This window comes from Acidimicrobiia bacterium, assembly GCA_041393965.1.
Taxonomy (GTDB): Bacteria; Actinomycetota; Acidimicrobiia; order Spongiisociales; family UBA5794; genus UBA5794.
The window spans coordinates 170,395-192,126 of sequence record JAWKJB010000003.1 but is presented as its reverse complement, the minus strand read 5'-3'; the positions used below and the strand labels follow the sequence as shown (position 1 = coordinate 192,126).

The 21,732-nt window shown below is 64.3% G+C and carries 22 protein-coding genes and 1 tRNA gene; 5 read left to right on the top strand and 18 right to left on the bottom strand.

Going from position 1 to position 21,732, the window contains the following annotated elements:
- Positions 1-13 precede the first annotated feature (13 nt).
- From aceK to metG, 8 genes are all read right to left on the bottom strand, one after another.
- Positions 14-1,684, bottom strand: a complete 1,671-nt coding sequence (gene aceK, locus R2823_09640; protein MEZ5176450.1) for a bifunctional isocitrate dehydrogenase kinase/phosphatase — start codon at positions 1,682-1,684, stop codon at positions 14-16.
- 19 nt (positions 1,685-1,703) lie between these two features.
- Positions 1,704-2,675: a ribose-phosphate diphosphokinase gene (locus R2823_09635; protein ID MEZ5176449.1), complete on the bottom strand. Its 972-nt coding sequence runs from the start codon at positions 2,673-2,675 to the stop codon at positions 1,704-1,706.
- A complete protein-coding gene (glmU, locus tag R2823_09630; protein MEZ5176448.1) occupies positions 2,676-4,055 on the bottom strand; it encodes a bifunctional UDP-N-acetylglucosamine diphosphorylase/glucosamine-1-phosphate N-acetyltransferase GlmU in 1,380 nt (459 codons plus the stop codon).
- 31 nt (positions 4,056-4,086) lie between these two features.
- Positions 4,087-4,158: transfer RNA gene (locus R2823_09625), tRNA-Gln, on the bottom strand.
- A 55-nt stretch (positions 4,159-4,213) separates the two neighbouring features.
- Complete coding sequence (locus R2823_09620; GenBank protein ID MEZ5176447.1) at positions 4,214-5,062, bottom strand: 4-(cytidine 5'-diphospho)-2-C-methyl-D-erythritol kinase; 849 nt, start codon at positions 5,060-5,062, stop codon at positions 4,214-4,216.
- On the bottom strand, positions 5,059-5,901 hold the full coding sequence (gene rsmA, locus R2823_09615; protein ID MEZ5176446.1) for a 16S rRNA (adenine(1518)-N(6)/adenine(1519)-N(6))-dimethyltransferase RsmA: 843 nt from the start codon (positions 5,899-5,901) through the stop codon (positions 5,059-5,061). The genes R2823_09620 and rsmA overlap by 4 nt, the downstream gene beginning before the upstream one ends.
- The gene (locus tag R2823_09610; GenBank protein MEZ5176445.1) at positions 5,894-6,676 is read right to left on the bottom strand and encodes a TatD family hydrolase; all 783 of its coding nucleotides are present in this window, start codon (positions 6,674-6,676) and stop codon (positions 5,894-5,896) included. The genes rsmA and R2823_09610 overlap by 8 nt, the downstream gene beginning before the upstream one ends.
- A gap of 3 nt (positions 6,677-6,679) precedes the next feature.
- A complete protein-coding gene (gene metG, locus R2823_09605) occupies positions 6,680-8,335 on the bottom strand; it encodes a methionine--tRNA ligase (GenBank protein MEZ5176444.1) in 1,656 nt (551 codons plus the stop codon).
- 144 nt (positions 8,336-8,479) lie between these two features.
- Here metG and R2823_09600 point away from each other — a divergent pair, with 144 nt between their 5' ends.
- The gene (locus R2823_09600; protein ID MEZ5176443.1) at positions 8,480-8,716 is read left to right on the top strand and encodes an AbrB/MazE/SpoVT family DNA-binding domain-containing protein; all 237 of its coding nucleotides are present in this window, start codon (positions 8,480-8,482) and stop codon (positions 8,714-8,716) included.
- Positions 8,717-8,734: 18 nt separating this feature from the next.
- On the opposite strand, the gene rsmI is transcribed toward R2823_09600, so the two are convergent.
- From rsmI to R2823_09585, 3 genes are all read right to left on the bottom strand, one after another.
- Positions 8,735-9,562 carry a 16S rRNA (cytidine(1402)-2'-O)-methyltransferase gene (gene rsmI, locus R2823_09595; protein ID MEZ5176442.1) on the bottom strand — a complete coding sequence of 276 codons (828 nt, stop codon included), beginning with the start codon at positions 9,560-9,562 and terminating at the stop codon, positions 8,735-8,737.
- Positions 9,492-9,887: a hypothetical protein gene (locus R2823_09590; GenBank protein MEZ5176441.1), complete on the bottom strand. Its 396-nt coding sequence runs from the start codon at positions 9,885-9,887 to the stop codon at positions 9,492-9,494. Before R2823_09590 ends, rsmI begins: the two co-directional genes overlap by 71 nt.
- A 186-nt stretch (positions 9,888-10,073) precedes the next feature.
- A complete protein-coding gene (locus R2823_09585; GenBank protein MEZ5176440.1) occupies positions 10,074-11,453 on the bottom strand; it encodes a hypothetical protein in 1,380 nt (459 codons plus the stop codon).
- Between the two features lie 167 nt (positions 11,454-11,620).
- On the opposite strand from R2823_09585, the gene R2823_09580 reads away from it, so the two are divergent.
- Entirely contained in the window at positions 11,621-11,914 is a 294-nt protein-coding gene (locus R2823_09580) for an HU family DNA-binding protein (GenBank protein ID MEZ5176439.1), read from the top strand.
- A gap of 214 nt (positions 11,915-12,128) precedes the next feature.
- Here R2823_09580 and R2823_09575 read toward each other — a convergent pair whose 3' ends face one another.
- Genes R2823_09575 through R2823_09555 form a run of 5 tightly spaced genes read right to left on the bottom strand, consistent with a single transcriptional unit; the run spans position 12,129 to position 15,996 of the window.
- Positions 12,129-12,413 (bottom strand): type II toxin-antitoxin system PemK/MazF family toxin, encoded by a 285-nt coding sequence (locus R2823_09575; GenBank protein ID MEZ5176438.1) that lies wholly within the window; start codon positions 12,411-12,413, stop codon positions 12,129-12,131.
- Positions 12,414-12,459: 46 nt separating this feature from the next.
- On the bottom strand, positions 12,460-12,654 hold the full coding sequence (locus tag R2823_09570) for a hypothetical protein (protein MEZ5176437.1): 195 nt from the start codon (positions 12,652-12,654) through the stop codon (positions 12,460-12,462).
- A gap of 56 nt (positions 12,655-12,710) precedes the next feature.
- Positions 12,711-13,874, bottom strand: a complete 1,164-nt coding sequence (locus R2823_09565; protein MEZ5176436.1) for an ABC transporter permease — start codon at positions 13,872-13,874, stop codon at positions 12,711-12,713.
- Positions 13,871-15,052, bottom strand: coding sequence for an ABC transporter permease (locus R2823_09560; GenBank protein MEZ5176435.1), 1,182 nt, complete (start codon positions 15,050-15,052; stop codon positions 13,871-13,873). The genes R2823_09565 and R2823_09560 overlap by 4 nt, the downstream gene beginning before the upstream one ends.
- A 2-nt stretch (positions 15,053-15,054) precedes the next feature.
- The gene (locus tag R2823_09555; GenBank protein MEZ5176434.1) at positions 15,055-15,996 is read right to left on the bottom strand and encodes an ABC transporter ATP-binding protein; all 942 of its coding nucleotides are present in this window, start codon (positions 15,994-15,996) and stop codon (positions 15,055-15,057) included.
- Positions 15,997-16,130: 134 nt separating this feature from the next.
- Here R2823_09555 and R2823_09550 point away from each other — a divergent pair, with 134 nt between their 5' ends.
- The 3 genes from R2823_09550 to metX all read left to right on the top strand — a co-directional run bounded on the left by R2823_09550 (position 16,131) and on the right by metX (position 20,083).
- Entirely contained in the window at positions 16,131-17,444 is a 1,314-nt protein-coding gene (locus R2823_09550) for an MFS transporter (protein ID MEZ5176433.1), read from the top strand.
- A 255-nt stretch (positions 17,445-17,699) separates the two neighbouring features.
- Entirely contained in the window at positions 17,700-19,022 is a 1,323-nt protein-coding gene (locus R2823_09545) for an O-acetylhomoserine aminocarboxypropyltransferase/cysteine synthase (GenBank protein MEZ5176432.1), read from the top strand.
- Positions 19,019-20,083: a homoserine O-acetyltransferase gene (gene metX, locus R2823_09540; protein MEZ5176431.1), complete on the top strand. Its 1,065-nt coding sequence runs from the start codon at positions 19,019-19,021 to the stop codon at positions 20,081-20,083. Before R2823_09545 ends, metX begins: the two co-directional genes overlap by 4 nt.
- A gap of 191 nt (positions 20,084-20,274) precedes the next feature.
- Here the strand turns inward: metX and R2823_09535 are convergent, their stop codons facing one another.
- Both R2823_09535 and R2823_09530 read right to left on the bottom strand, forming a co-directional pair.
- On the bottom strand, positions 20,275-21,144 hold the full coding sequence (locus R2823_09535; GenBank protein ID MEZ5176430.1) for a hypothetical protein: 870 nt from the start codon (positions 21,142-21,144) through the stop codon (positions 20,275-20,277).
- A complete protein-coding gene (locus R2823_09530; GenBank protein MEZ5176429.1) occupies positions 21,141-21,677 on the bottom strand; it encodes a sigma-70 family RNA polymerase sigma factor in 537 nt (178 codons plus the stop codon). The genes R2823_09535 and R2823_09530 overlap by 4 nt, the downstream gene beginning before the upstream one ends.
- Between the last annotated feature and the right edge of the window lie 55 nt (positions 21,678-21,732).

Sequence of the window (21,732 nt, the reverse complement as noted above, 5' to 3'; positions counted from 1 at the left end):
CGGGGTTGCCGCCTCACAAGGTGCGGGACCGCCGGTATGGAAGGATCTCGATCGTCTCCCCTGACTCGATCCTGCGCTGCACATCGAGCCAGAACTCGGGTTCGAACAGGTCGGCGTGTCGGTCGTAGAATGCCCTCCGTAGCTCGTCGTTGAGCCCAAGAAACCGGGGAAGCTCCTCGGGGAACACATCGTTTGGTCCGATCCCGAACGAAGGTGTCGGGGCGAGGTCGTCGAAACCATCACCAGAGGAGGGGAACCGTCTGAAACGGCACTCGGTGAGCTCGGTGAGCTCGTCGTAGTCGTAGAACACCACCCGACCGCGACTGGTCACACCGAAGTTCTTCAACAACATGTCACCAGGGAAAATGTTCGATGCGGCGAGGTTCTTGATAGCAGCGCCGTAGTCGATGATCGCGCGCTCGGCCTCAGCAGGGTCCGACACACGGATGTGGATGTCGAGCGGCGTCACCCTCCGCTCGACATAGATCGTCGCGAAGTTCACCTGATCCCCCGTCACGGTCACATTCCGGGACGCCTCGCTCACGAGCTCATCGAGAACATCGGATCGGAACCGGTCCGCCGGAAGGCGAAGGTCGTGGAAGCGTTGTGCTTCGACGAGGCGGCCGGCTCGGTCGTGTCGTGCCACGAGTTGATACCGCTGCGCGACCTGGCTCGGGGTAACGGACTTCTGGGGCGGAAAGTGGTCCCTCACCACCTTGAAGACGACCCCATACCCCGCAAGCGTGAACACGACCATCACGAGTCCGGGCACGCCGGGAGCAGGCTCGAACACATCGTCTGATGTATCGAGATACCGCATGATGTCGCGATACCGCTCGGTCTTGGCCTGTTTGCGGTATCCGATGGCGGCCCACAGCTCGGCGTCTGCGCGGTGCGGGAGCAGCTCCGACAGGAAATCGACGAGATCGCGGGGGGCGTCGGACGCAACCTGGAAGGCCGCTCTCGTGTAGGAGAACAGGATCGACACATCGGCTTCCCCGATCATGACGGCTGCGATGCGAATCCCTCGGGCGGCGTGCCGGATGGCGAACGCGAAAGGAACGGTGTCCTCACCGTCGGTGAAGGAACCGACGAGGTAGGCAGCCCGACCGCGAAAGAAGAGCCGGTTCACGATCTCGACCTCAACCGGTTGGAACGGGAATCGCTCGATCGCAGCTACGACATCGCGGTTCATGTCCGCCCACGACACATGGAACCGGCAGTCCCGTGCAACCTCATGGATCCAACGGGTCGAACCCGTGGTCGCGTCATAGATGCGGGTGACGGGCATCGCCTCACGGCGGGGGTCATCGGGATCCGAGAGGAACTCGAGCATCGGATCGATGCCTGCGGTCGTGAAGATCTTCCGCGCGAGCGAGTTGAAGTAGGTCTCTGCGATGTCGACGAACGGGTCATCACGATAGATCTCGGCGAACGCATCCCGCGCCTTGGACCATTCGCTGCGTTGCGCGGTCGTGAACCCCTCGGCCTTGAGGCGTTCGATGGTCTGGTCGAGGCTGATCCCATACGCATCGATGCGTTCGAGCGCGTCCTTCCGGCCCGATGCCCAGTCTCGTGCCTCGAACCGAACGAACGCCCGTGCCGTCAGTGCCCGTTCGCGACGCTGGTAGGCGCGGAAACCTTCCTCAACGATGTCGGTGATCCCTGCAGCGTCGATGCTCATCAGCGCACGGTTGATGGGCTCAGGTGTTCTCGCCCTTGAAGATCTCGCTGACCGAACTGTCGTTGAAGATCGCCTCGATGGTTCCGGCAACGATCGGAGCAATCGACAACACGGTCAGATTCGGCAGGGACATGGCTTGTGGCAATACCGGGAGCGTGTTCGTGATGACGATCTCCGAGAACGGAGCGTCTTTGAGCCGGTCGATGGCGGGGCCGGAGAGCACGCCGTGGGTCGCAAGCACTTTGACTGATGCGGCGCCTCGGGCCATGAGGAGCTCTGCACCTGCGACGACGGTTCCCGCCGTGTCGATGATGTCGTCCACGATGATGCAATGGCGGTCCTTGACATCGCCGACCACATGGCTGGCCGTCACCTGGTTTCGTGCGTCGGTGCGGCGGCGTTTGTAGATGAACGCCACCTCGGCGTTGAGGTGATGGGCGAAACGAGTTGCCCGCTTGACGCCGCCCGAGTCAGGCGATACGACGGTCAGCGGTCCGTCTTCCCGGTTCTTGAGGTAATCGGTGAAGAGCGGCAGCGCGGTGAGGGAGTCGAACGGAGCATCGATGAACCCTTGGACCTGCCCCGTGTGGAGGTCAACCGCTGCGAGCCGGTCCGCCCCCGCCGCGATGAACAGGTCGCCCATCATGCGCGCCGTGATCGGCTCCCGGGGACGCCCCTTCTTGTCCTGACGGGCATAGCCATAGAAGGGGACCACGGCAGTGATCCGTTTCGCAGAGGCACGCTTGAGCGCATCGATCATGATCAGCTGTTCCATGATGTGTTCGTTGATCGGCTTGGAGTGGCTCTGAATCACGAAGCAGTCCGCGCCGCGAACTGACTCGGTGAATCGGATGTAGATCTCGCCATCGGCGAAGCGCGAACGCTCGACTCCGCCGAGTTCGACATCGAGGAGCTTTGCCACTTCCTCAGCAAGTTCCACATTTGCCGACCCTGAGAACACCAGCATTCGCTTGAGTCCGGGACGCTGCATCTACCTTGCTTCCTTCTCAGCTCGTTTCCGGCGCTTCTCAGCGTAGCCCTCGATGTTGCGCTGGTCATTCCGTTCGATGCCGAGCGCGCCCGGCGGCACATTTCGGGTGATGACCGACCCGGCCCCCGTGGTGGCGTCGTCACCAACCGTGACCGGTGCAACGAGCATCGTGTCGGACCCGATCCGGACTCGGTCCCCGATCATCGTGCGGTGCTTCTCGAACCCGTCATAGTTGACGGTCACCGTTGCTGCGCCGATGTTGGAATCCTCGCCGATGTCGGCATCGCCGATATAGGACAGGTGCGGCACCTTCGAGCCCTTGCCGATCACCGACGCTTTGATCTCCACATGGGTCCCGGCCTTGGCCCCTTCCTTGAGGACTGCCCCCGGCCGGAGGTAAGCGTATGGGCCGACGCTCGCGTCGGCCCCGACGACCGCGGTATCGAGCACCGCATACCGCACGCGTGCCCCGGCACCGATCATCGAATCGACTGCCTCGACCGACGGTCCAACCACCGCACCGGGCCCCACCGAGGTGGCGCCGAGGAGGTAGGTGTCCGGAAGGATTTGCGCCCCGGATGCAACATCGGCCCCGGCATCGATGTACACCCGTTCCGGATCCATCATCGTCACCCCCGCGTCGAGAAGTCGTGCGTTGATGCGCTGCCTGAGGATGTGCGACACCTTGGCGAGCTGTGCCTGGGAATTGACACCGATCCCCTCCTCGGCAGGCACGGTGACGGCACCAACACGGTGGCCAGCTTCGACAAGGATGCCGACGATGTCGGTCAGGTAATACTCGGCCTGGTCGTTGTCATCGGTCACGCCGCTGATCGCGCCAGAAGCGATGGGGCCATCGAAGACATAGACCGAGGTGTTCACCTCGCGGATCGCCCGCTGCTCGTCGGTGGCGTCGCGCTCTTCGACAATGGCCGAAACGGATCCCTCCGACCGAACGACGCGGCCGTACCCGGTCGGATCATCCATCTCGACCGTCATCACCGTCGCGGCATTGCCCGCCTCGGTGTGCTCCTCGATGAGCGCTTGAATCGATGCCGGCGTGATGAGCGGCATGTCGCCCGGAACCACGATGATGGTGGTGTCGAGCGTCGCGAGGCCGGCCAGCCCGACCTGGAAGGCGTGACCGGTGCCGAGCTGTGGTTCCTGGGTCACGACCGTGACATGGTCTGGACACGCAGCGTCCACAGCGGCCCCTTCGTATCCCACCACCACGCTGATCTCGCTCGGTTCCGCTCCCCTTGCGATGTCGATCGCCCAATCAAGCAGGGTTCGTCCGGCTGCCATGTGGAGCGCCTTGGGCCACCCGGTCCGCATGCGGGTTCCTTTCCCGGCGGCCAGGATGATGACACTCGTGCTCATGGGTCCACGACTCTCACTCCTCGATTACCGGCTGGGGGGACAGGACTCGAACCCGTTCCCGATGGACCAAAACCATCTGTGCTGCCAATTACACCACCCCCCATCGCGTGATGCGACGCCGAAGTGTAGGGGCGGGGCAAGGGTGGGCGCCGTACGGGTCAGTCATCGATTCGCCTCCACCCGCGCTCCACGAGATCACTCGCCACGGCGGCTCGCGCCGGGATCGGTACCTCCGCGACCGCAGCGGCCGCTTCATCGAGGGACGGGAAGAATCCGAACAACGCCGAACCCGAACCGGTCATCGCGACCGGTCCATGCCACAGCGACGCCAGCTCGTCCCGCCACTCCGCGATCCTGGGATCGAGGGATCGCGCCGCTGGGTACAGGTCGTTGCGGATCGGTTCACGACCCCGGAGTGCCGGAGGAAGGCCCGAATCCGGGATCGCGTGGTCCTCGGGCCCGCCGAGCCGGTCCCACTCGGCGAACACCGCCGGAGTCGCCAATGAGAAAGGCGGGACGACGAGACCGAGGGCGAAGCCGGCAAGCGGCTCGATCGGGTCGATCATGTCACCCCGCCCGCGAACGATCGCCGACCCCCCGGTGAGTGCAAACGGCACATCCTCTCCAAGCGCAGATGCGAGCTCGATGACGAACTCGCGGTCGACCGAATAGCGGTCACGGAGCAACCCGATCGTGGCTGCTGCGTCGGCGCTTCCGCCTCCAAGCCCGGCCCCTGACGGAATCCGCTTGTCGATTCTCAACACGCACGGCCTCGGATCACGCCCCGCGCGCCGAAGTGCCTCGAGAGCCCTCCACGCGAGGTTCGTTTCGTCTTCGGGGGCTTCGCCGTTCGAGACCTCGATCTGGTCGCTCCTCGCGGGTTCCACCGTGACGATGTCGCACAGGTCGATCGATTGGTAGATGCCCCGCAGCGGGTGATACCCGTCCGCGGCACGGGGGCGGACGATCAGCGCGAGATTCACCTTGGCATGCGCGAGGGCTCTCATCGCTCCGCCTCTGCCTCCGCCTCTGCCGCGGCCATGGCGACGAAGTCACCCGGTGCGAGGGTCTCGGGTCGTGCGGTGGGGTCGATGCCTGCGCTGACGATCACCGACTCGTCGAGACTGCTCGTAAGGCTGCGGCGGAGCATCTTTCGGCGCTGGCCGAACGCGACCGACGCGATCTCGACGGCTCGGTCGGCGTGGTCGGGCGGGACCACATGATCGATGACGACAACGGACGAATCGACGCGGGGTTCGGGCTCGAAGACATCCCGAGGGACTGCGAACGCCTTACGGGCCGATCCGTACAGCGCCACGATCACGGACGGAATGCCGTAGGTCTTCGAACCCGGCGGTGCGACGAGGCGGTCTGCAACCTCGCGCTGGACCATGACCACGCACCGCGTGATCTTTGGCACGGTTTGGAGGGTGTCGAGCAGGATGCCGGTACCGATGTTGTATGGAAGGTTGGCGACCATCGTCCACGGGGACCCTTCGAGCGATCGGTTGAAATCCACGCGGCTTGCGTCTGCGAAGCGGAGATCGACATTGTCGAGACCCGAAAGCACCTCGTCGAGGATCGACTCGAGGCCGTGGTCGACCTCGTACGCCACCACGCGGCGTGCCGCTGCCGCGAGCGCAAGGGTCAGGGCACCCGTCCCTGCGCCGATCTCGACGACATCGGTCGTGGCACCCACTCCCGCCGCTGCCACGATGCGTGCAACGGTGTCGGGATCCCCGAGGAAGTTCTGCCCGTAGGCCTTGCGTGGCCGACGGTCGTGATCGACGAGGAGCCTGCGGATCTCGCTTCGCACCTGCATCCCGTCGTCGAACATCTCACCCATGGCCGAACACCCCGGTGGCCACTGCGGTCGTGGAACGCGCCACCTCGGCAACCGTGGTCCCCCACACCTCGGCAAGCACCGCCCCGGTGAGGTGGACATGGGCGGGCTCGTTCGGCATGCCACGCAGCGGTTCGGGGGTCAGATACGGGCTGTCCGTCTCGAGCATCGTGCGTGCCGGGGGTGCATGCTTCGCGCCGAGTCGGAGTGTCTCGGCGGTGTCATAGGTGAGCGGGCCCGCGTACGAGAAGGTGACGCCGAGCGCCGCGAACCGTCTCGTCCACTTCGGGCCACCGGTCCAGCAGTGCAGCACCGCTCGCGCACCGAGCTGGGCCCCATCGAGCAGGTCGTAGACATCCGCGAACGCGTCACGGCAGTGGATGATGATCGGCTTCCCCAGGTCTCCCGCCAACCGAAGCTGGGCACGGAAGGCGACTCGCTGGTCTTGCACAGGTGACAGGTTTCGGTAGTAGTCGAGCCCACATTCACCTACGGCATCGGCCCTTGCTGCGAGGTCAGCAAGCGTGTCGGCGTCCTGGGGCCAACGGGTCGCTTCGTGAGGGTGGAGCCCGGCGGACCACCGGACGCGTCCGGGATGGAGCCGGGCAAGCGACTCGCTGGCCGCGGACGACGCTGCGTCGACACCGGGGCACACGACCCAGTCCACGCCGCGGTCGATCGCACGCCCGAGGACCGCATCGGTCGGACTGTCGATCATGAACAGGTGTCCGTGCGTGTCGACCCAGCGGAGATCCTGATCGATCGAGGGATCCGACACGATCTACTCCTCGGGTTCCAGTTCGACCTTCCCGAACAGCGGAGGCAACTCGGCGAGGTTCGTCCCGGGTGTGACGCTCGGCTCCTCCCACAGGATCGGTGCGTCAGCATCGAGAACCCCGAACGCCTCGAGCACGGTTCGCGAGGTGGCAGGGAGGTACGGATACAAGGCAACGGCGTTCGTCGCGATGATCTGGAGCGCGACCCACAGGGTCGTGCCGGTCCGCTCGAGATCGGTCTTCGCGGTCTTCCACGGTGCGCGCTCGTTCAGGTAGGCATTGGCCGCCTGGGCACCCTGCATTGCCCGTTCGATTCCGGCGCGCAGCTTCACCTCTCCGATCAAGGCGCCGACCTCGGTGAGGGTCGCAGCGGTCGCGGCAATCGCTGCCTCGTCGAGGACATCGAGGTCGCCCGGATCGGGCACGACACCGTCGAAGTACCGGCCGGTCATCGCTACGACCCGGTTCACGAGATTGCCCCATGTTGCGAGGAGCTCATCGTTGATCCTTCTGACGATCTCGTCATCGGGCAGTTCACTGTCGTTGGTTTCGGGAAGGCTCCGGGCGATCGCGTACCGAAGGGCGTCCGGTTCGAAGGTGTCGAGGTACCACGACAACGGTCTCCCGACACCGAGCGACTTGGATGCCTTCCGGCCCCCGAAGGTGACATACTGGTTCGCGGGGACATTCGTCGGGAGGTTCAACCCGCCGTGGCCCATCAGCAGTGCGGGCCAGTAGATGGCGTGGAACGGGATGTTGTCCTTGCCGACGAAGTAATACGACTCAGCCGCAGGATCCTCCCACCATGCCTTCCATGCGTCCGGCTCGCCGTGGATCTCTGCCCATTCCTGCGGAGCCGACAGGTACCCCATCACCGCCTCCCACCACACATAGATCGACTTGCCGGGTCCGATGTCGTTCACCGGCAGTGGGATGCCCCATTCGAGATCGCGGGTGAATGCCCGATCGTGGAGACCCTCGGTCACCATTCCGATGGCAAAGTTGAGTACATGGGGCCTCCAGCCTTCCTGCTCGTTGAGCCAAGCGAGGAGGGGCTCGTTGAATGCGCTGAGCTTCCAGTAGTAGTGCTTGGTCTCACGAAGCACGGGGGTCGAGCCCGACAGCCTGCTACGGGGGTCGATCAGCTCCGTTGGGTCAAGCGTCTTCCCGCACTGGTCGCACTGGTCCCCTCTCGCTTTGTCGTAGCCACAGTTGGGGCAGATCCCTTCGACATATCGATCCGGGAGGAACCGGTGTTCCATCTCGTCGTAGAGCTGTTCGGTGGTGTCGGTGTACAGGTAGCCGTTGTGGAGGAGTGTCAGAAAGAAGTCCTGGACGACGCGCCGATGGGTGTCGGTTCCCGTCGTTGTGAAGAGATCCCATTGGATGTCGAGGTCTTCCCAGTAGCCGAGGAACTCCGGGTGGTACCTCGCGACGATGTCCTCTGGCGTGACACCGAGCTCGTCGGCCTTCACCGTGATCGGGGTTCCGTGCACATCGGATCCCGACACCATCAACACATCGTCCCCGATCGCACGCCGGTACCTCGCGAAGATGTCGGGGGGCAGATAGGCACCTGCAATGTGGCCGAGGTGGAGAGGTCCTTGCGCATACGGCCACGCAACGGCCACAAGAACCTTCGCTTTGGCGTTCTGCGTCATGAGCTCGATGCTACCGGGGCGACGATTCGGACGGGTTCCAGCCGTCACCCTGCTCGCGCTGCGCGGTGATCCGAGAGTCGGTACTATGGGTTCGTCGCGCCCCCCCCAACACTCCGCGACCGATGGTGAACGGAGGCCCCCACCTTGGACACTCTCATCGTCAGGAAGATCGACGACCTCGGCCGGATCGTGGTTCCGGCCGAGACGAGGCGACTCTTCAACATCCATGAAGGCGACGAACTCGCCATCACGGTCGAAAACGGTGGCATCGTGCTTCGGAAGCTCGAAGCGACCTGCATCTTCTGCGAGGGGACGGCAGACCTTCGCGAGTATCACGGCAGAGGCGTCTGCCTTGATTGCCGGACGAATCTCCAGCCCTGAGCCCGGAGACCCTCGAGATCACACGCCGGCGTCGAGCACCGCGTCGTACAGCTCACCCCGACGGACCCCGTGTTCCGTCGCGATCTCCCGCACCGCTCGGGACATCGATGTTCCCTGTTCGATGCGGGCCACCGTCGCTGCGACGGCTTCGGTAAGGCTCGGCGTCGCCGAGGCAGCCCCTTCGATGACCACGGTGAACTCACCGCGGGGCTCCACGGAATTCCAGTGCCCGGCCGCGTCCCGTATCGTGCCCCGCCAGATCTCCTCGTGGAGTTTCGTCAGCTCCCGCGCCACGACGACCCGTCGGTCGGGATCCATGGCTGACACGAGGTCGGTCAGGTCGGCACCGACCCTCGATGGGGCGCAGAACACGACCGTCGTTCGTGTGTCGTCCGCGATCGAACGGATACGGTCTTCCCGTTCCCTCCCCTTCCTCGGAAGGAACCCTTCGAACACGAAGCGGTCACCGTCGAACCCCGACACGCTGACAGCGGTGGCGGGAGCACTCGGACCGGGTATCGCCGTGACCGTCGCCTTGCAGTCCACCGCCACCGCGACCGCAGAGGCACCCGGGTCCGAGACGGTCGGCGTTCCCGCATCCGAGACCACCGCAACGGTGGATCCGGCCGTGAGCAGCTCGACCAGCTCGGCACTTCGGGAGCGCTCGTTGCCAGAAAAGTAGCTCCGCATCGGCGTCTCAACACCGATCCGGGCAAGGAGCTTTGCGGTTCGGCGTGTGTCCTCGGCGAAGATGACATCAGCCGAGGCGAGTGCCTCAACGAGGCGTTCGCTGATGTCGGCCAGGTTGCCGATCGGTGTTGCGCACAGAATGAGGGTGCCGGGCATCGATCGGGCATGGTAGAACCGAGATGCGGTCCCCGACGGACGGTGCGTCCTCACCGTCCTTGATCTCGACGAGCACCGTGCCGGTGCGTCGACGGTAGATCCGGTTGGGCCGAACCACGGTTGCAGCCGTCACGACGCCGAAGATGGAGGTTTCCACGACGGTGACTGGGCGGCGCATACCGATCGTGTGGATCGTGCCGCAGTCGATGACGATCCCTGCGAGCGTCCGCGACCTGAGACCAACGAGCCGAGCGAGGAACGACGACGCAACACCGACGGGAGCAACCGATCCGGATGCCCACCTGAGACTGAACCGCCGATACATCGACTCTCCGGGTACCCTCAAGCCACCATGGCAAAGGCAAAACGACGCAAACTCCGCGCTCGCCGTTCGAAGGCGAATCATGGTCGTAAGCCCAACGCCGGCCGCGGCTGACGCCAACGGTCACACCCTACGCTCAGCATCAACACAGCGGTAGGGGTCTGCGGTATTCGCCTTGCTGGCTGCGCCCTACACGCCCATCTGGGAACGCAGCGAACCACCCGCAGCGGCATCGGTTGAAGCGACGAACACGAATCGGTCATCGATCCGGTCGATGAACACATAGATTCCGCTGCCTTCGAGCAGGAGACCACCGCCCGACTCCTTGGACGAGGTGGCACCCATCCGGTCTCTCGCGTGGGCGATGAGGGCATTGACGAGGTCCTCGGCGTCCTCTTCGCTCTCGGCGAGGTAACTCCACGCCATCGCGACCTCGTCGCCGTTGAGCAGCACCCGGTACGAGTCGTTCCCCCACCCGGCCGCTGCCTGGGTCACCATGCCGGGTGACACCGTGTCGGTGAGGATCATCCGAACGCCCCATTCGCCCCACGATGCATCCTCGTGGATCTCCCATCCGGGAAGCGTGACCGTGACCGGATCGAGCGGCTCAGGATCCTCACGGCGGAGATACTTGCGTGGTTCGAGAATCTGCTCGGTCGTGTCGGGAGGATCCTGGTACGCCTCGTCGACCGCCTTGAGGCCCCCGTCTGAGATGACCTGCTGGATGAAGATGAGGCCCTGCTCGTAGGGGAAGGCGAGATCCATGCCAACCCAGCGAGGTGCGGCATCGAGTGTCGAGGACTCGAACGACAATGCTTCGAGGGCCGCCTCGATCGCCTCGGCGGGATCCATGTCCTCGATGTACAGGAACTGCTGGTAGGTGGCATCGCCTTCGACGAGAGCGAGGAGGGCGGCCGCATCGTCGATGTTGCCTTCGGTGTCACGCCGCTCGAACTCGGGGTCGAACTCGAAGTGCTGGTCGGTCAGCGCATGGACGAGTTCGTGCACCAGCGTGATCCGTTGGTATGCCGAGAAGCCGTCGGGAGCGGAAGGAACGACGATCTCCTTGGTCGATCCGTCGTAGAAGCCGAGCACCTGTTCGGTGTACAGATCGATGAGCAGCTCTCCGAGGTCGGTGTCACCGTCGAGCATCCCCATCAGTTCGAAGAGCGCCTGGTCACCCGATATCTCCGCGGGGTCGAGGTCCTCTGAGACCTGTTCTGCGACCCGGGAACGAAAATCGGCCTCGTCGAGGATCGTCACGGTGGGCATCTGGAGGAACGGGAGTGCCCGGGACTGTTCGGCGGCGAGGATCAGGTCACCAATGTCGGACCGCATCCGGGTGTCGAGCTCGTCGGTGATCGAGGCCGAATGTGTGCCCGGTATCTGGTCGGGCGGGATGGAGGTGATGGTCGGGACCGTTGTCGTCGTGTCCGGCCGGGTCGGCGCGGTCGTCGATGCACCCGGCGTGGTGGTCTCGGGCTTGGCACCGTTGTCGCACCCTGCGGTGACGACGAGGAGGGCGCCGATGGCGAGCGCGACGATCAGGCGATGGGGTGTGTGGTTCATGGCGCCGCTGAGGCTACAGCGCCGAATCCGGAACCGGAGGTGATGCGCTGTCTCTCCGCGTCGGGGCCGATCGAAGGGCGAAAACACTGACTTCTGGACGGAAAACGGTCTATCGTCCCCCCTACGGGAGAAAGCTGGGTCCCGTCCGCAACCCAAAGGAGTCCGGTGTGAACAAGACCGAAATGGCGAAGAAGCTCGCCAAGCAGACCGATCTGTCGCAGGCGAAGGCCGCCGAGGTCATCGACGCGATCTTCAGCTCGGAGTCGGGCCACGGCATCATCGCTGTCGAACTCGACGCTGGCCGCGATGTCTCGATCGCAGGGTTCGGCAAGTTCGAGACCCGTCGTCGGAAGGCTCGCACGGGTCGCAATCCCGCCACGGGAGCGACGATTCAGATCGCCGCGGCGACGGTGCCGGCTTTCAAGGCCGCCAAGGGCCTCAAGGACCGCGTCCGCATCTAGCCAAAATCCTCGCCCCGACCGGAGCGTGTGAACACGAGGAAGGCCACCCGCAGGGGTGGCCTTCCCTGTTGCGCCCGCCGAGCATCACGGTCGGGTGATCGCCACCCGCAGTCTCCACGCGGCGAGCCCCATCAGCACCGCGGCATACCCGACAAGCACGCCCAACTCGGGGAGGATGTCGAGTGTCGTCCCGTCTCGGCGTACGAGCGGGGTGTTAGCGGATGCGGATGTCGAGGATCAAGCCCAGAACCTCCCGGATATCTGCCAAAGCGACCGGCCCGATGTTGCCAAGGACCTGTTCCACCCGCTCAGCCGATACCGACCTGATGTGTTGGCACTGTGCGGCTGAGTCAGCGGACAGACCGTTGGTCTGGTCAGCAGAAACGAATACCTCCGAGCCAAAGGAGCGAATGCTCGTTGTTAGGGGAACGACCTGAACCACGCTGGCTGACTCGTCAAGGATCTCCTGCGACGAAACGACCACAGCCGGACGCCTCAAGCCAGCTTCCCGACCGGACGGAACTCCCAAGTCGAACTCGACGACATCACCCGAGGTCAGCATCGAGCCAGACGGCTTCTTCTTTGGTGAGCGGAGTTCTCAGCTCGACCCCGATTCTGTGTTGACGCAACCGACGGGCGGCGATTGCAACTGCCTCACCGACAGTGGTCCCGAGCTCCTGCGCCAGCTTCTTCAGTTCTTGGTGGGTGTCCTGATCCACCCGGACACTGGTGCTTTGCATGCAATGCAGCATATAAATCTGCATGCGAACCTGTCAACGCGCATGCACCCCGAGCATCACGGTCGGGTGATCGCCACCCGCAGTCTCCACGCGGCGAGCCCCATCAGCACCGCGGCATACCCGACAAGCACACCCAACTCGGGGAGGATGTCGAGCGTCGTTCCGCCTCTCCGTACCAGCTCGGCGTAGCCGTCGAGTGCCCAGGCGTGGGGCGTGACATGGGCAATGCGCTGCATGGTGGCAGAAAACAGCTCGGCCGGGAACATGGCTCCGCCGAGGGCCGCAAGGCCGAGCGCAACGATCACCCCGACACCTGCGGCTTGCTGATCGTTGTTGAATATCGACCCGAGCAGCATGCCGGCACCAGCCCCTACGGCCGACAGTGCCATGAGGATGAGGATCGCCCCGACCGGATCGCCCCAGTTGACCTGGAAGACGATCAAGGTGAGCACCATGATGTAGACGCCCTGGATGAGGGTCGTTCCGTAACGACCAAGCGACTCCCCGAGGATGATCGACGAGATGGGAGTCGGGGTCGAGAGCATCCGGCGGCTGATCCCGAGCTGTCGCGTGAGGATCAAGGCCGACGAACCCGCGAGCGCTGTGAGAAACACGAAGAGCACGAGCTGGGAGGATGCCCCGAGGTCGAACTGACCGAGCGTGTCGGGGAAAAGCGCTTCTCCCACGGCGGTGACCTCCACCGTGATCGGTTCGACCTGGTTCGACAGCCGGTCGGCAAGCGCGAGCGCTTCATCGAAGTCCGAGCCAGTTTCGGCCACGGCGAACTGGGCCGCACCGACTGGGGCCATGATCGCGGCAACCGACGACGACACGATGCTTTGCAGCTGCGCACCGGACCCGTCGGGTCGGCCGAGGTAGCCGATCTCGACGGTCTCGCCGCTTTCGGCCGACGCGTCCATGCCTGCGGGAAGGACGACACCCACCTGCACCGTCCCGCGCTCGACTGCGGTCAGCAGCTCGTCTGAGGAATCGAAGGTCGTGACCGTCACGGACTCATCGGCCTCGAGTGCCGCAACGATCTGCGATGCGAGGTCGCCGTCGTCTGCCGTGGAGATCCCGAGCGCTGGCTCGAACCCGCTCCCGAACTGCACACCGATCAGGAGCACCAGCGCGATCGGGAACACGAACACGAAGAAGATGTTCGATCCCTCACGCAACATTCGTTTCACATTGACCCATGCGATGGCGAGGGGTTTCACAGCGCCCACCTTCGCCGGATGAGGATCCCGGCAAGACCCCAGGTGACCGCGGCAAACACAAGGATCGCAGCGACCGCGGGGAGTGCGGCGGTCCACGGCGCCCCCGAGCTCAACTCGCCGAGTCCACGGAGAAACCATGCGTGGGGCGTCAGGAGCGTCAGGTTGGCGAGGACCCCACCGCTCGATCCGATGGGGAAGAAGGTGCCGCCGAGCATCCCGAGGATCACCGCGATGATCGCCCCGAAATTGCCTGCACCTTCAGGGCTCTTCGCAAACGCGGCAATGACCCCCATGATCCCGACGGCAGCCAGGACGCCTGCAATCGTCAGGAGAGCAACTCCCAACGGTGCCCCCCAATCGGCCTCCATGATCAGAGAGGTGGTGACGACGAGGACCGCCATCGAGATGACACCAACGAGGAACGACAGAATGGCCTTTCCCACCACCACCGACGATCGTCCGATCGGAGCGGCCATCAGTCGTGCCATCGTGCCGTCCCGCTCCTCTTCGAGGAGTCCGGCGACGCCGAACTGGACGGTGAAGAACAGGAAGAAGACCGCCATGCCCGCAGCGAAGTAGGTCGACGCGTCGAGCTGTTTGGCCGCAGCGGATTCGTCTTGGAACACGAACGACCCGCTTGCCGTGACGGGGTCGTTGGTCAGTCCGGCCACGAAACCCGGCGTTATGGGAGCGCCTTCGACGCTTGCGGTTGTGGCGACCGCGAGCTGGCTTGCCGCGATGCCGGCCGAGAACTGCTCGGCGAAACCTGCAGCGATCTGCGTCGGGGTTGGCGCATCGATATCGCCGACAATCCGGATCGAGGTCGTCTTGTTGAATCGGACGGCGTCCTCGAAGCCGTCGGGGATGACGAAGAACGCATCGATGGCGTCAGCGTCGATCGCCGCTTCTGCCTCAGCCGCATCGAGGTAGGGCTCGATCGTCAGGATGCCCGCTTGCTCGGCACCGGCAAGCACTGTCGTGAAGGTGCCGGAGATCTCGGTGCTGTCGAGGTCGACCACGCCGTAGTCGAGGCCGAGCTCACCAGTCGCTGCTCCACCGAAAATGAGGTTGAAGATGAAGGCGAGGGTCAGTGGGGCGATAATCCCAAGGATGAACACGGACCGGTCCCTGACACGCAGTTTCAGGTCCTTGAAGGCGATGCGGAACGCGGCGCCCACGGTCAATCCCGCAGCGCTTTGCCGGTGAGGTGCAGGAAGACTGCTTCGAGGTTCGGTTCGACGATTTCCACACCGGCAATGCTGCCGCCCGAGTCGGTCACCTTCGCGAGGAGCTCGGGGAGAACTGCGGAGGCGTCGTCGGTGAGGATCTCGATGCGGTGATCCGACGCGGACGCGTCGGTGACGCCTGTGACGCTCCTGACGGCTGTGGCGGCCGCCGAGAGGTCTCCTGACCCCGTGATCGAAACGCGGTCCTGCTCCCCGACGAGGGCGACGAGCTCGCGCCGGGTTCCCTCGGCCTTGATCTTCCCCTCGTCGATGATCGCGACCCGATCACAGAGACGCTCGGCCTCCTCCATGTAGTGCGTGGTGTACAGCACGGCCATTCCTTCGCGCGACAACTGTTCGACCGCTTCGAGGATGGCGTTGCGCGATTGGGGATCGACGCCGACGGTCGGTTCGTCGAGCACGAGCAGGCTGGGGCGGTGCAACAGCCCCACCCCGATGTTGAGCCGTCGCTTCATTCCCCCCGAGTAGTCCGCAGTCCGGTCGTCCTTGCGGTCGGTGAGACCGATGACCTCAAGTACCTCGGAGACCCGGCTCGCGAGCCCGTTGCCGCTCATCCCATACAGCCGACCGAAGAACGCGAGGTTCTCCTCGCCGGTGAGATCGGGGTAGATGGCGAGATCCTGGGGAACGAGCCCGATGAGATCCCTTCCCCTCGTGGAGCCTGTGCTGATGCGCTCCCCTGCCACCGTGACCGACCCACCGTCGGGATCGAGGAGGCCGCACACCATCGAGATCGAAGTGGTCTTTCCTGCACCGTTCGGCCCGAGCAGCCCGAAGCTCTCACCCTCGCCGATCGCGAAGCTCACCTCGGCAACTGCTGTGTGGTCCCCGAAACGCTTCACGAGGGAGTCGGCGACAAGGATGCTGTGCACCATCGCGCTTCCTCCAATCCGGTAAACGAGCCACACCAAGCGGGTGCGGCGGGAGCATAGCCTCTGGCCACCCGCATGCCCGGCCTGCATGGTTCCTGACAGGCCACTAGCGTCGATTCGAGCGAGAGGGGCTGTCAATGGCCGAGGGCTACCGCAACGACCAGCGAACCATCTTCGGATGGGCGATGTACGACTGGGCTAATTCGGCCTACATCACCATCTTCGGGGCTGTGGTCGGGGCGTTCTTCACGGGCACGATCATGGACGGCGACACCTACTGGGGCCTGTCGGGTGAGTCGCTGTTCTCGATCCTGATCGGCATCGGATCGATCATCCTGCTCCTGGCCATGCCGGTCCTTGGAGCCATCGCGGACTATTCGGATTCGAAGCGGCGGATGCTGCGCAACTTCGCGCTTCTCGGAGCCGGGTTCACCCTGCTCGTCCCCTTCGTTTCCGAGGGGCAGGTGCCCCTGTTCCTGCTGTTGGTGATCGTCTCGCAGTTCGGGTTCGTCGCCGCCAATGTGTTCTACGACGGGTTCTTGCCGGACATCACGACCGACGACACGATCGACCAGGTGTCGTCGAAGGGCTTCGCGTTCGGCTATCTCGGCGGGGGCATCTATCTGGCGCTTGCGTTGGCCCTCATCATGTTCTCGCATGAGGAACCGACGGATGCTGCACTGACCGAGACGCTCGCCGCCAGAATCGCAATCTTCGGCTCCGGGCTGTGGTGGATCGGCTTTTCCGTCTATTCGCTGCGACGGCTGCCGCCGGACGGTATCGGAGCCGAACGGCGCCGGGTATCAGAGTTCGCCCGAGTCGGGTTCCGCAGGACCATCGACACGACGAAGAAGCTCCGTCTCTTCCCCCAGCTGCTGCTCTTCGTCGTTGCGTTCATCATCTACAACTCGGGAACCGGCACCGTGATCGCGGTATCGGGGCCCTACGCAGAAGACACGCTGGGTCTGTCCATCACCACAATCGGTATCGCCTTCCTGATCGTGCAGCTGATCGCTTTCGTCGGCGCGCTGATGTTCGGCGTTCTCGCCAATCGAACCGGACCGAAGCGAGCGATCATGATCGCCCTCGTCGTGTGGACGGGGATTGCCGCGGGTGCGTACTTCCTACCGGAGGAGTCCGCCGTCGGCTTCTGGGCCCTCGCCGCCGTGGTCGGGTTCGTCCTCGGGGGTGTTCAGGCGCTCAGCCGCTCCCTGTACGGGACGATGATTCCCGAAGCGGCCTCGGCGGAATTCTACGGGTTCTTCTCCGTGTTCTCGAAGCTGTCCGGCATCGGCCCGCTCGTGTTCGGGCTCGTCGGAACGATCGCCGACAGCCGGACGGCGATCCTGTCGGTCGCTGCCTTCTTCGTCGTCGGGTTCGTGCTGTTGTCCCGCGTCGATGTCGCGGCAGCGAGGGCATCGCGGGAGCGCTGGGACTTCACCAATGTCTGATCCCGGACAGGTGTCTGATCCTCGGACGACCCACCTTGACACGCGCAGAAAATGGTGTACTGTTGCTCCCCACATGAGTGTTGTAGTGACCCGCGAGATGATGTGCATGGCGATGACACAGCCGTGCAGTCCTCACGCGTAGCGCAACAAAACCAAGACAAGCCAAGAGGATCTGCACCGGGCACGGAGCAGGTCCTTTCTTCATGTGAGCACCCTCCCGCCCCGTCGCATCTCCCCGATCCCCGGAGGGACCACATGACCGACACACACCGATTCGAGACCTTGCAGGTACATGCAGGGCAGGAACCAGCGCCCGGCACGAACGCGAGGGCGGTTCCGATCTATCAGACCACTTCGTACACATTCGATGATGCCGCCCACGGTGCCCGACTGTTCGCGCTCGAGGAGTTCGGCAACATCTACACACGGATCATGAACCCGACAACGGATGTGTTCGAGAAGCGAATCGCTGCGCTCGAAGGGGGTGTTGCCGGAGTTGCAACGGCGAGCGGCCAGGCCGCTCAACTGACGACGATCACGACGCTTGCTTCGGCTGGCGACAACATCGTTTCGACCTCGTACCTATACGGCGGCACCTACAACCAGTTCAAGGTCGCGCTCGAGCGCCTCGGCATCGAGGTTCGGTTCGTATCCGGCGACGACCCTGAGGAGTTCGCCGCGAGGATCGACGACCGAACGAAGGCGTTGTATCTCGAAACCATCGGGAACCCGAGGTTCAATGTTCCCGACCTCCCTGCGTTCGCGCAGACCGCCCATGCCGCAGGGGTTCCGCTCATTGTCGACAACACCTTCGGCGCGGCCGGCTACCTTGCCCGCCCGATCGACCACGGCGCTGACATCGTCGTGGCGTCGGCCACCAAGTGGATCGGCGGTCACGGGACATCGATCGGCGGCATCATCGTCGATTCCGGCAACTTCGACTGGCGCAACGGTCGTTTCCCGGAGTTCACCGAGCCATCCCCCGGTTACCACGGCCTCGTGTTCGGCGACACTTTCGGGCCGGATGGTCCGTTCGGGAACATCGCCTTCGCGATCAGGGCGCGCGTCGAAGGGCTCCGCGACCTCGGGGCAGCCCTGTCACCGTTCAATGCCTTCCTCCTCCTGCAAGGCGTCGAGACGCTTTCGCTCCGGGTGCAGCGGCATGCGGACAATTCCCTTGCCCTCGCCCGGTGGCTCACCGAGCGTCCCGAGGTGTCGTGGGTGAACTACCCGGGCCTCGAGGATCACCCGTACCACGAGATCGCGAAGCGTGTTCTGCGCAACGGGTTCGGCGGCGTGTTGTCGTTCGGGGTCGACGGCGGTATCGAGGCAGGGAAGCGGTTCATCGACTCGCTCCAACTTGCATCGCACCTCGCGAATGTCGGCGACGCGAAGACGCTGGTCATCCATCCGGCGTCGACCACCCATCAGCAGCTCGATTCCGACGAGCAACGATCGGCGGGTGTCAGCGACGACCTGATCCGGGTGTCGGTCGGCATCGAGCACATCGATGACATCACCGCAGACTTCGAGCAGGCATTCGCAGCGTTGCCGCAGCCGAGCGTTGTGGCATCGTGAAGCACCGGGTCACGATCGGCGGCGACTTCCCCCTTGAGGGAGGGGGAAGCCTCACCGATGTCACCGTCGAGGTCCGCACCTGGGGAAGGCACCGCAAGAACGCGACGCTGATCTGCCACGCGCTGACCGGGGACGCGAACGCCGACGACTGGTGGTCGGGCCTCTTCGGCACGGGAAGGGTCTTCGACCCTGCGAACGAGTTCATCGTGTCGATGAATGTGCTCGGGAGTTGCTACGGGACGACCGGCCCGACCTTCCCCGATCCCGACGGACGACCGTACGGTCCGAGGTTCCCGAAGGTCACGATCCGCGACATCGTCGAGGTTCAGCGCCACACACTCGACGAGCTCGGCGTCGAGACGCTCGACCTGATCATCGGGGGTTCGATGGGCGGCATGCAAGTACTCGAGTGGGCTGCCCTGTATCCCGACCGTGTGGGGTCGATCGTGCCGATCGGGGTGGGAATCACGCAGTCACCGTGGGCGATTGCCCTGTCGGAGGCTCAGCGTCACGCGATCATCACCGATCCCGAGTTCCAGGATGGACACTACGCAGCTGAACGCCAACCGTCCGGAGGGCTCGCAACAGCACGCATGATCGCGATGGTCAGCTACCGGAGCCACGCCGAGTTCGCACACCGGTTCGGACGCAGCGAGGACGCCGACGGGTTCGCCGCCCAATCATATCTGCGCTACCAGGGCTCGCGATTCGTCGACCGCTTCGATGCCAACACCTACCTGACCCTGATCGATGCCATGGACAGCCATGATCTCGGCCGGGGACGCGGGCCCGCAGAGGCGATCCTGCGCCGGATCGACACGCCGGGATTGGTCGTCGGGATCTCCACCGATGCCCTCTACCCGGTGTCGGAGGTGCGGGAACTCGCCGCCATGCTTCCTCGGTGCCGGTTCGCGGTCCTTGACTCGATCTACGGCCATGACAGTTTCCTCGTCGACACCGATGCGCTCAACGACCTCGTCATGGCGTTCCGTGCCCAACCGAGGCGCGCGGTCCCGATCCGGCGACCCGCAGAACCCGGCCACGGAGCGTCCTGGGCGTAGAAGCTTCCTCGGTGCCGCAATCGGCCACACCCCTTCGACTGGGTCCTCGACGGGGGTGACAACCGCGTGCCTCGAAAGACTCGAAGGTGGCCCTCGGTTGTTGTTGTTCGCCGTCCCGCGACCCTGATTGTCACGGGACGGGGTCGCATTCCGTTTCGTGTCTTCAGTTCGTGGAGGGGCGTGTCAGGAACTCACGGTGCCATCGAGGTGGTGGTGGAAACCGGGGACTCGTCGCCGGCTCCCAAGGCGGCAGCCTCGGTGAGGATGGCGTTCCAGTCCTCGTCGCTCAGCTCCTGGATCGATTGGGCGATGAGAACCGCGTCGTCAACTGATCCGTATGAGACGATCAGGTTGGTGAAGGACCGGGATGACGATTGCCATGTGAACCAGACGGTTGGGAAACTGGACGGGAAACCTGGGCCTGTCCCTTCCTTCAGCAGGTAGGCATGTGCGGAGTCACCGGTTCCGACGACCACATCGTCGAGTTGGGTCGCGGTCCCGCTGTCGATCAACTGGGCCCAATGGGTGTCGGATTCGGCCGATGCCGCTTCAAGCTCCTCCGGGGTCGCGAAGATGTTCGTCTCGATCCCGACGGTGGTTCGATCACCCTCGCCACCTCCGTCGCCTCCGTGCGTGTAGTAGACCTCCCGCGCGTGGCTGCCCTCTCCCGCGGTCACCGAACCCCAACCGTCGAGGACGAGACCGAGTTGCGGCATGGACTCGACCATTGCCCCGGAGTCAGGTGCCGGATCCGGGGCAATGGTCGTCACGGTGTTCCCCGCGTCGTCACTTCCCTGCTCCACCGGGGCAGGCGGCGCCGAATCGGATCCAAACATCAGCGGCTGTCGCGCAGGCTCCTGCGCGACGAGGATCGCGGCCACCCCTGCTGCCCCGACCATGAGGGCGAATGCGCCTCCGGCCGCAACCAACTTCTCGGATCGTTGTCGGCCCTGCCGCGTCGTGATGGACCGCAGCTCCATCGTCGCCACGCTTCGCTTCGTATCGGTCGCGGCACGGTCGAGACGATCATCGATCCAGGTGGGCGCGTCGTGGTGATTCATGGGTGCTTCCTTTCGTCGAGTCGTGTGCTCAGCGTCTCTCGTCCGCGACGCAGATGGGTGCGGACCGTGTTCTCGGAACAGTCGAGGATCCGCGCAATCTCAGGTACGGCGCTTCCGTCGTAGTAGTGCAGGGCAATCACCTGGGCCTGGCGTTTCGGGAGGCGACGAACTGCTGCCCAGGTGGCGGTGGCGTCGGGTGTCAATTCCGGAACGCTGCGGGCAGATCCAGCGAGCCGCAAAACGGCGCGTGCTTCGGCGGTCCTGCGCCGAAACACCGATGTGGCTCGGTTGGAGACGACCCTGCGAACCCACGCGCCGGGATTGTCGTACTGACTCACCGTGTCCCAGTGTTTGTACGCCCGGATGAAGGCATCCTGCGCGATGTCCTCGGCGCCGGATCGACTCCCCGAGATCACATATGCCAGCCCTACGACCGGACGCAGTTCCCGTTCGTAGAAAGCCGTGAAGTCCTCGGTCAGAGGGACGGCTGGCGATACCGCGGGTTGCTCATCCGTATGTGGTTCGATGGTCAACGGCTCCCTCCAGCCCGGCAGCGATCGATCACACGGTCAGTGCTGTCCATACATG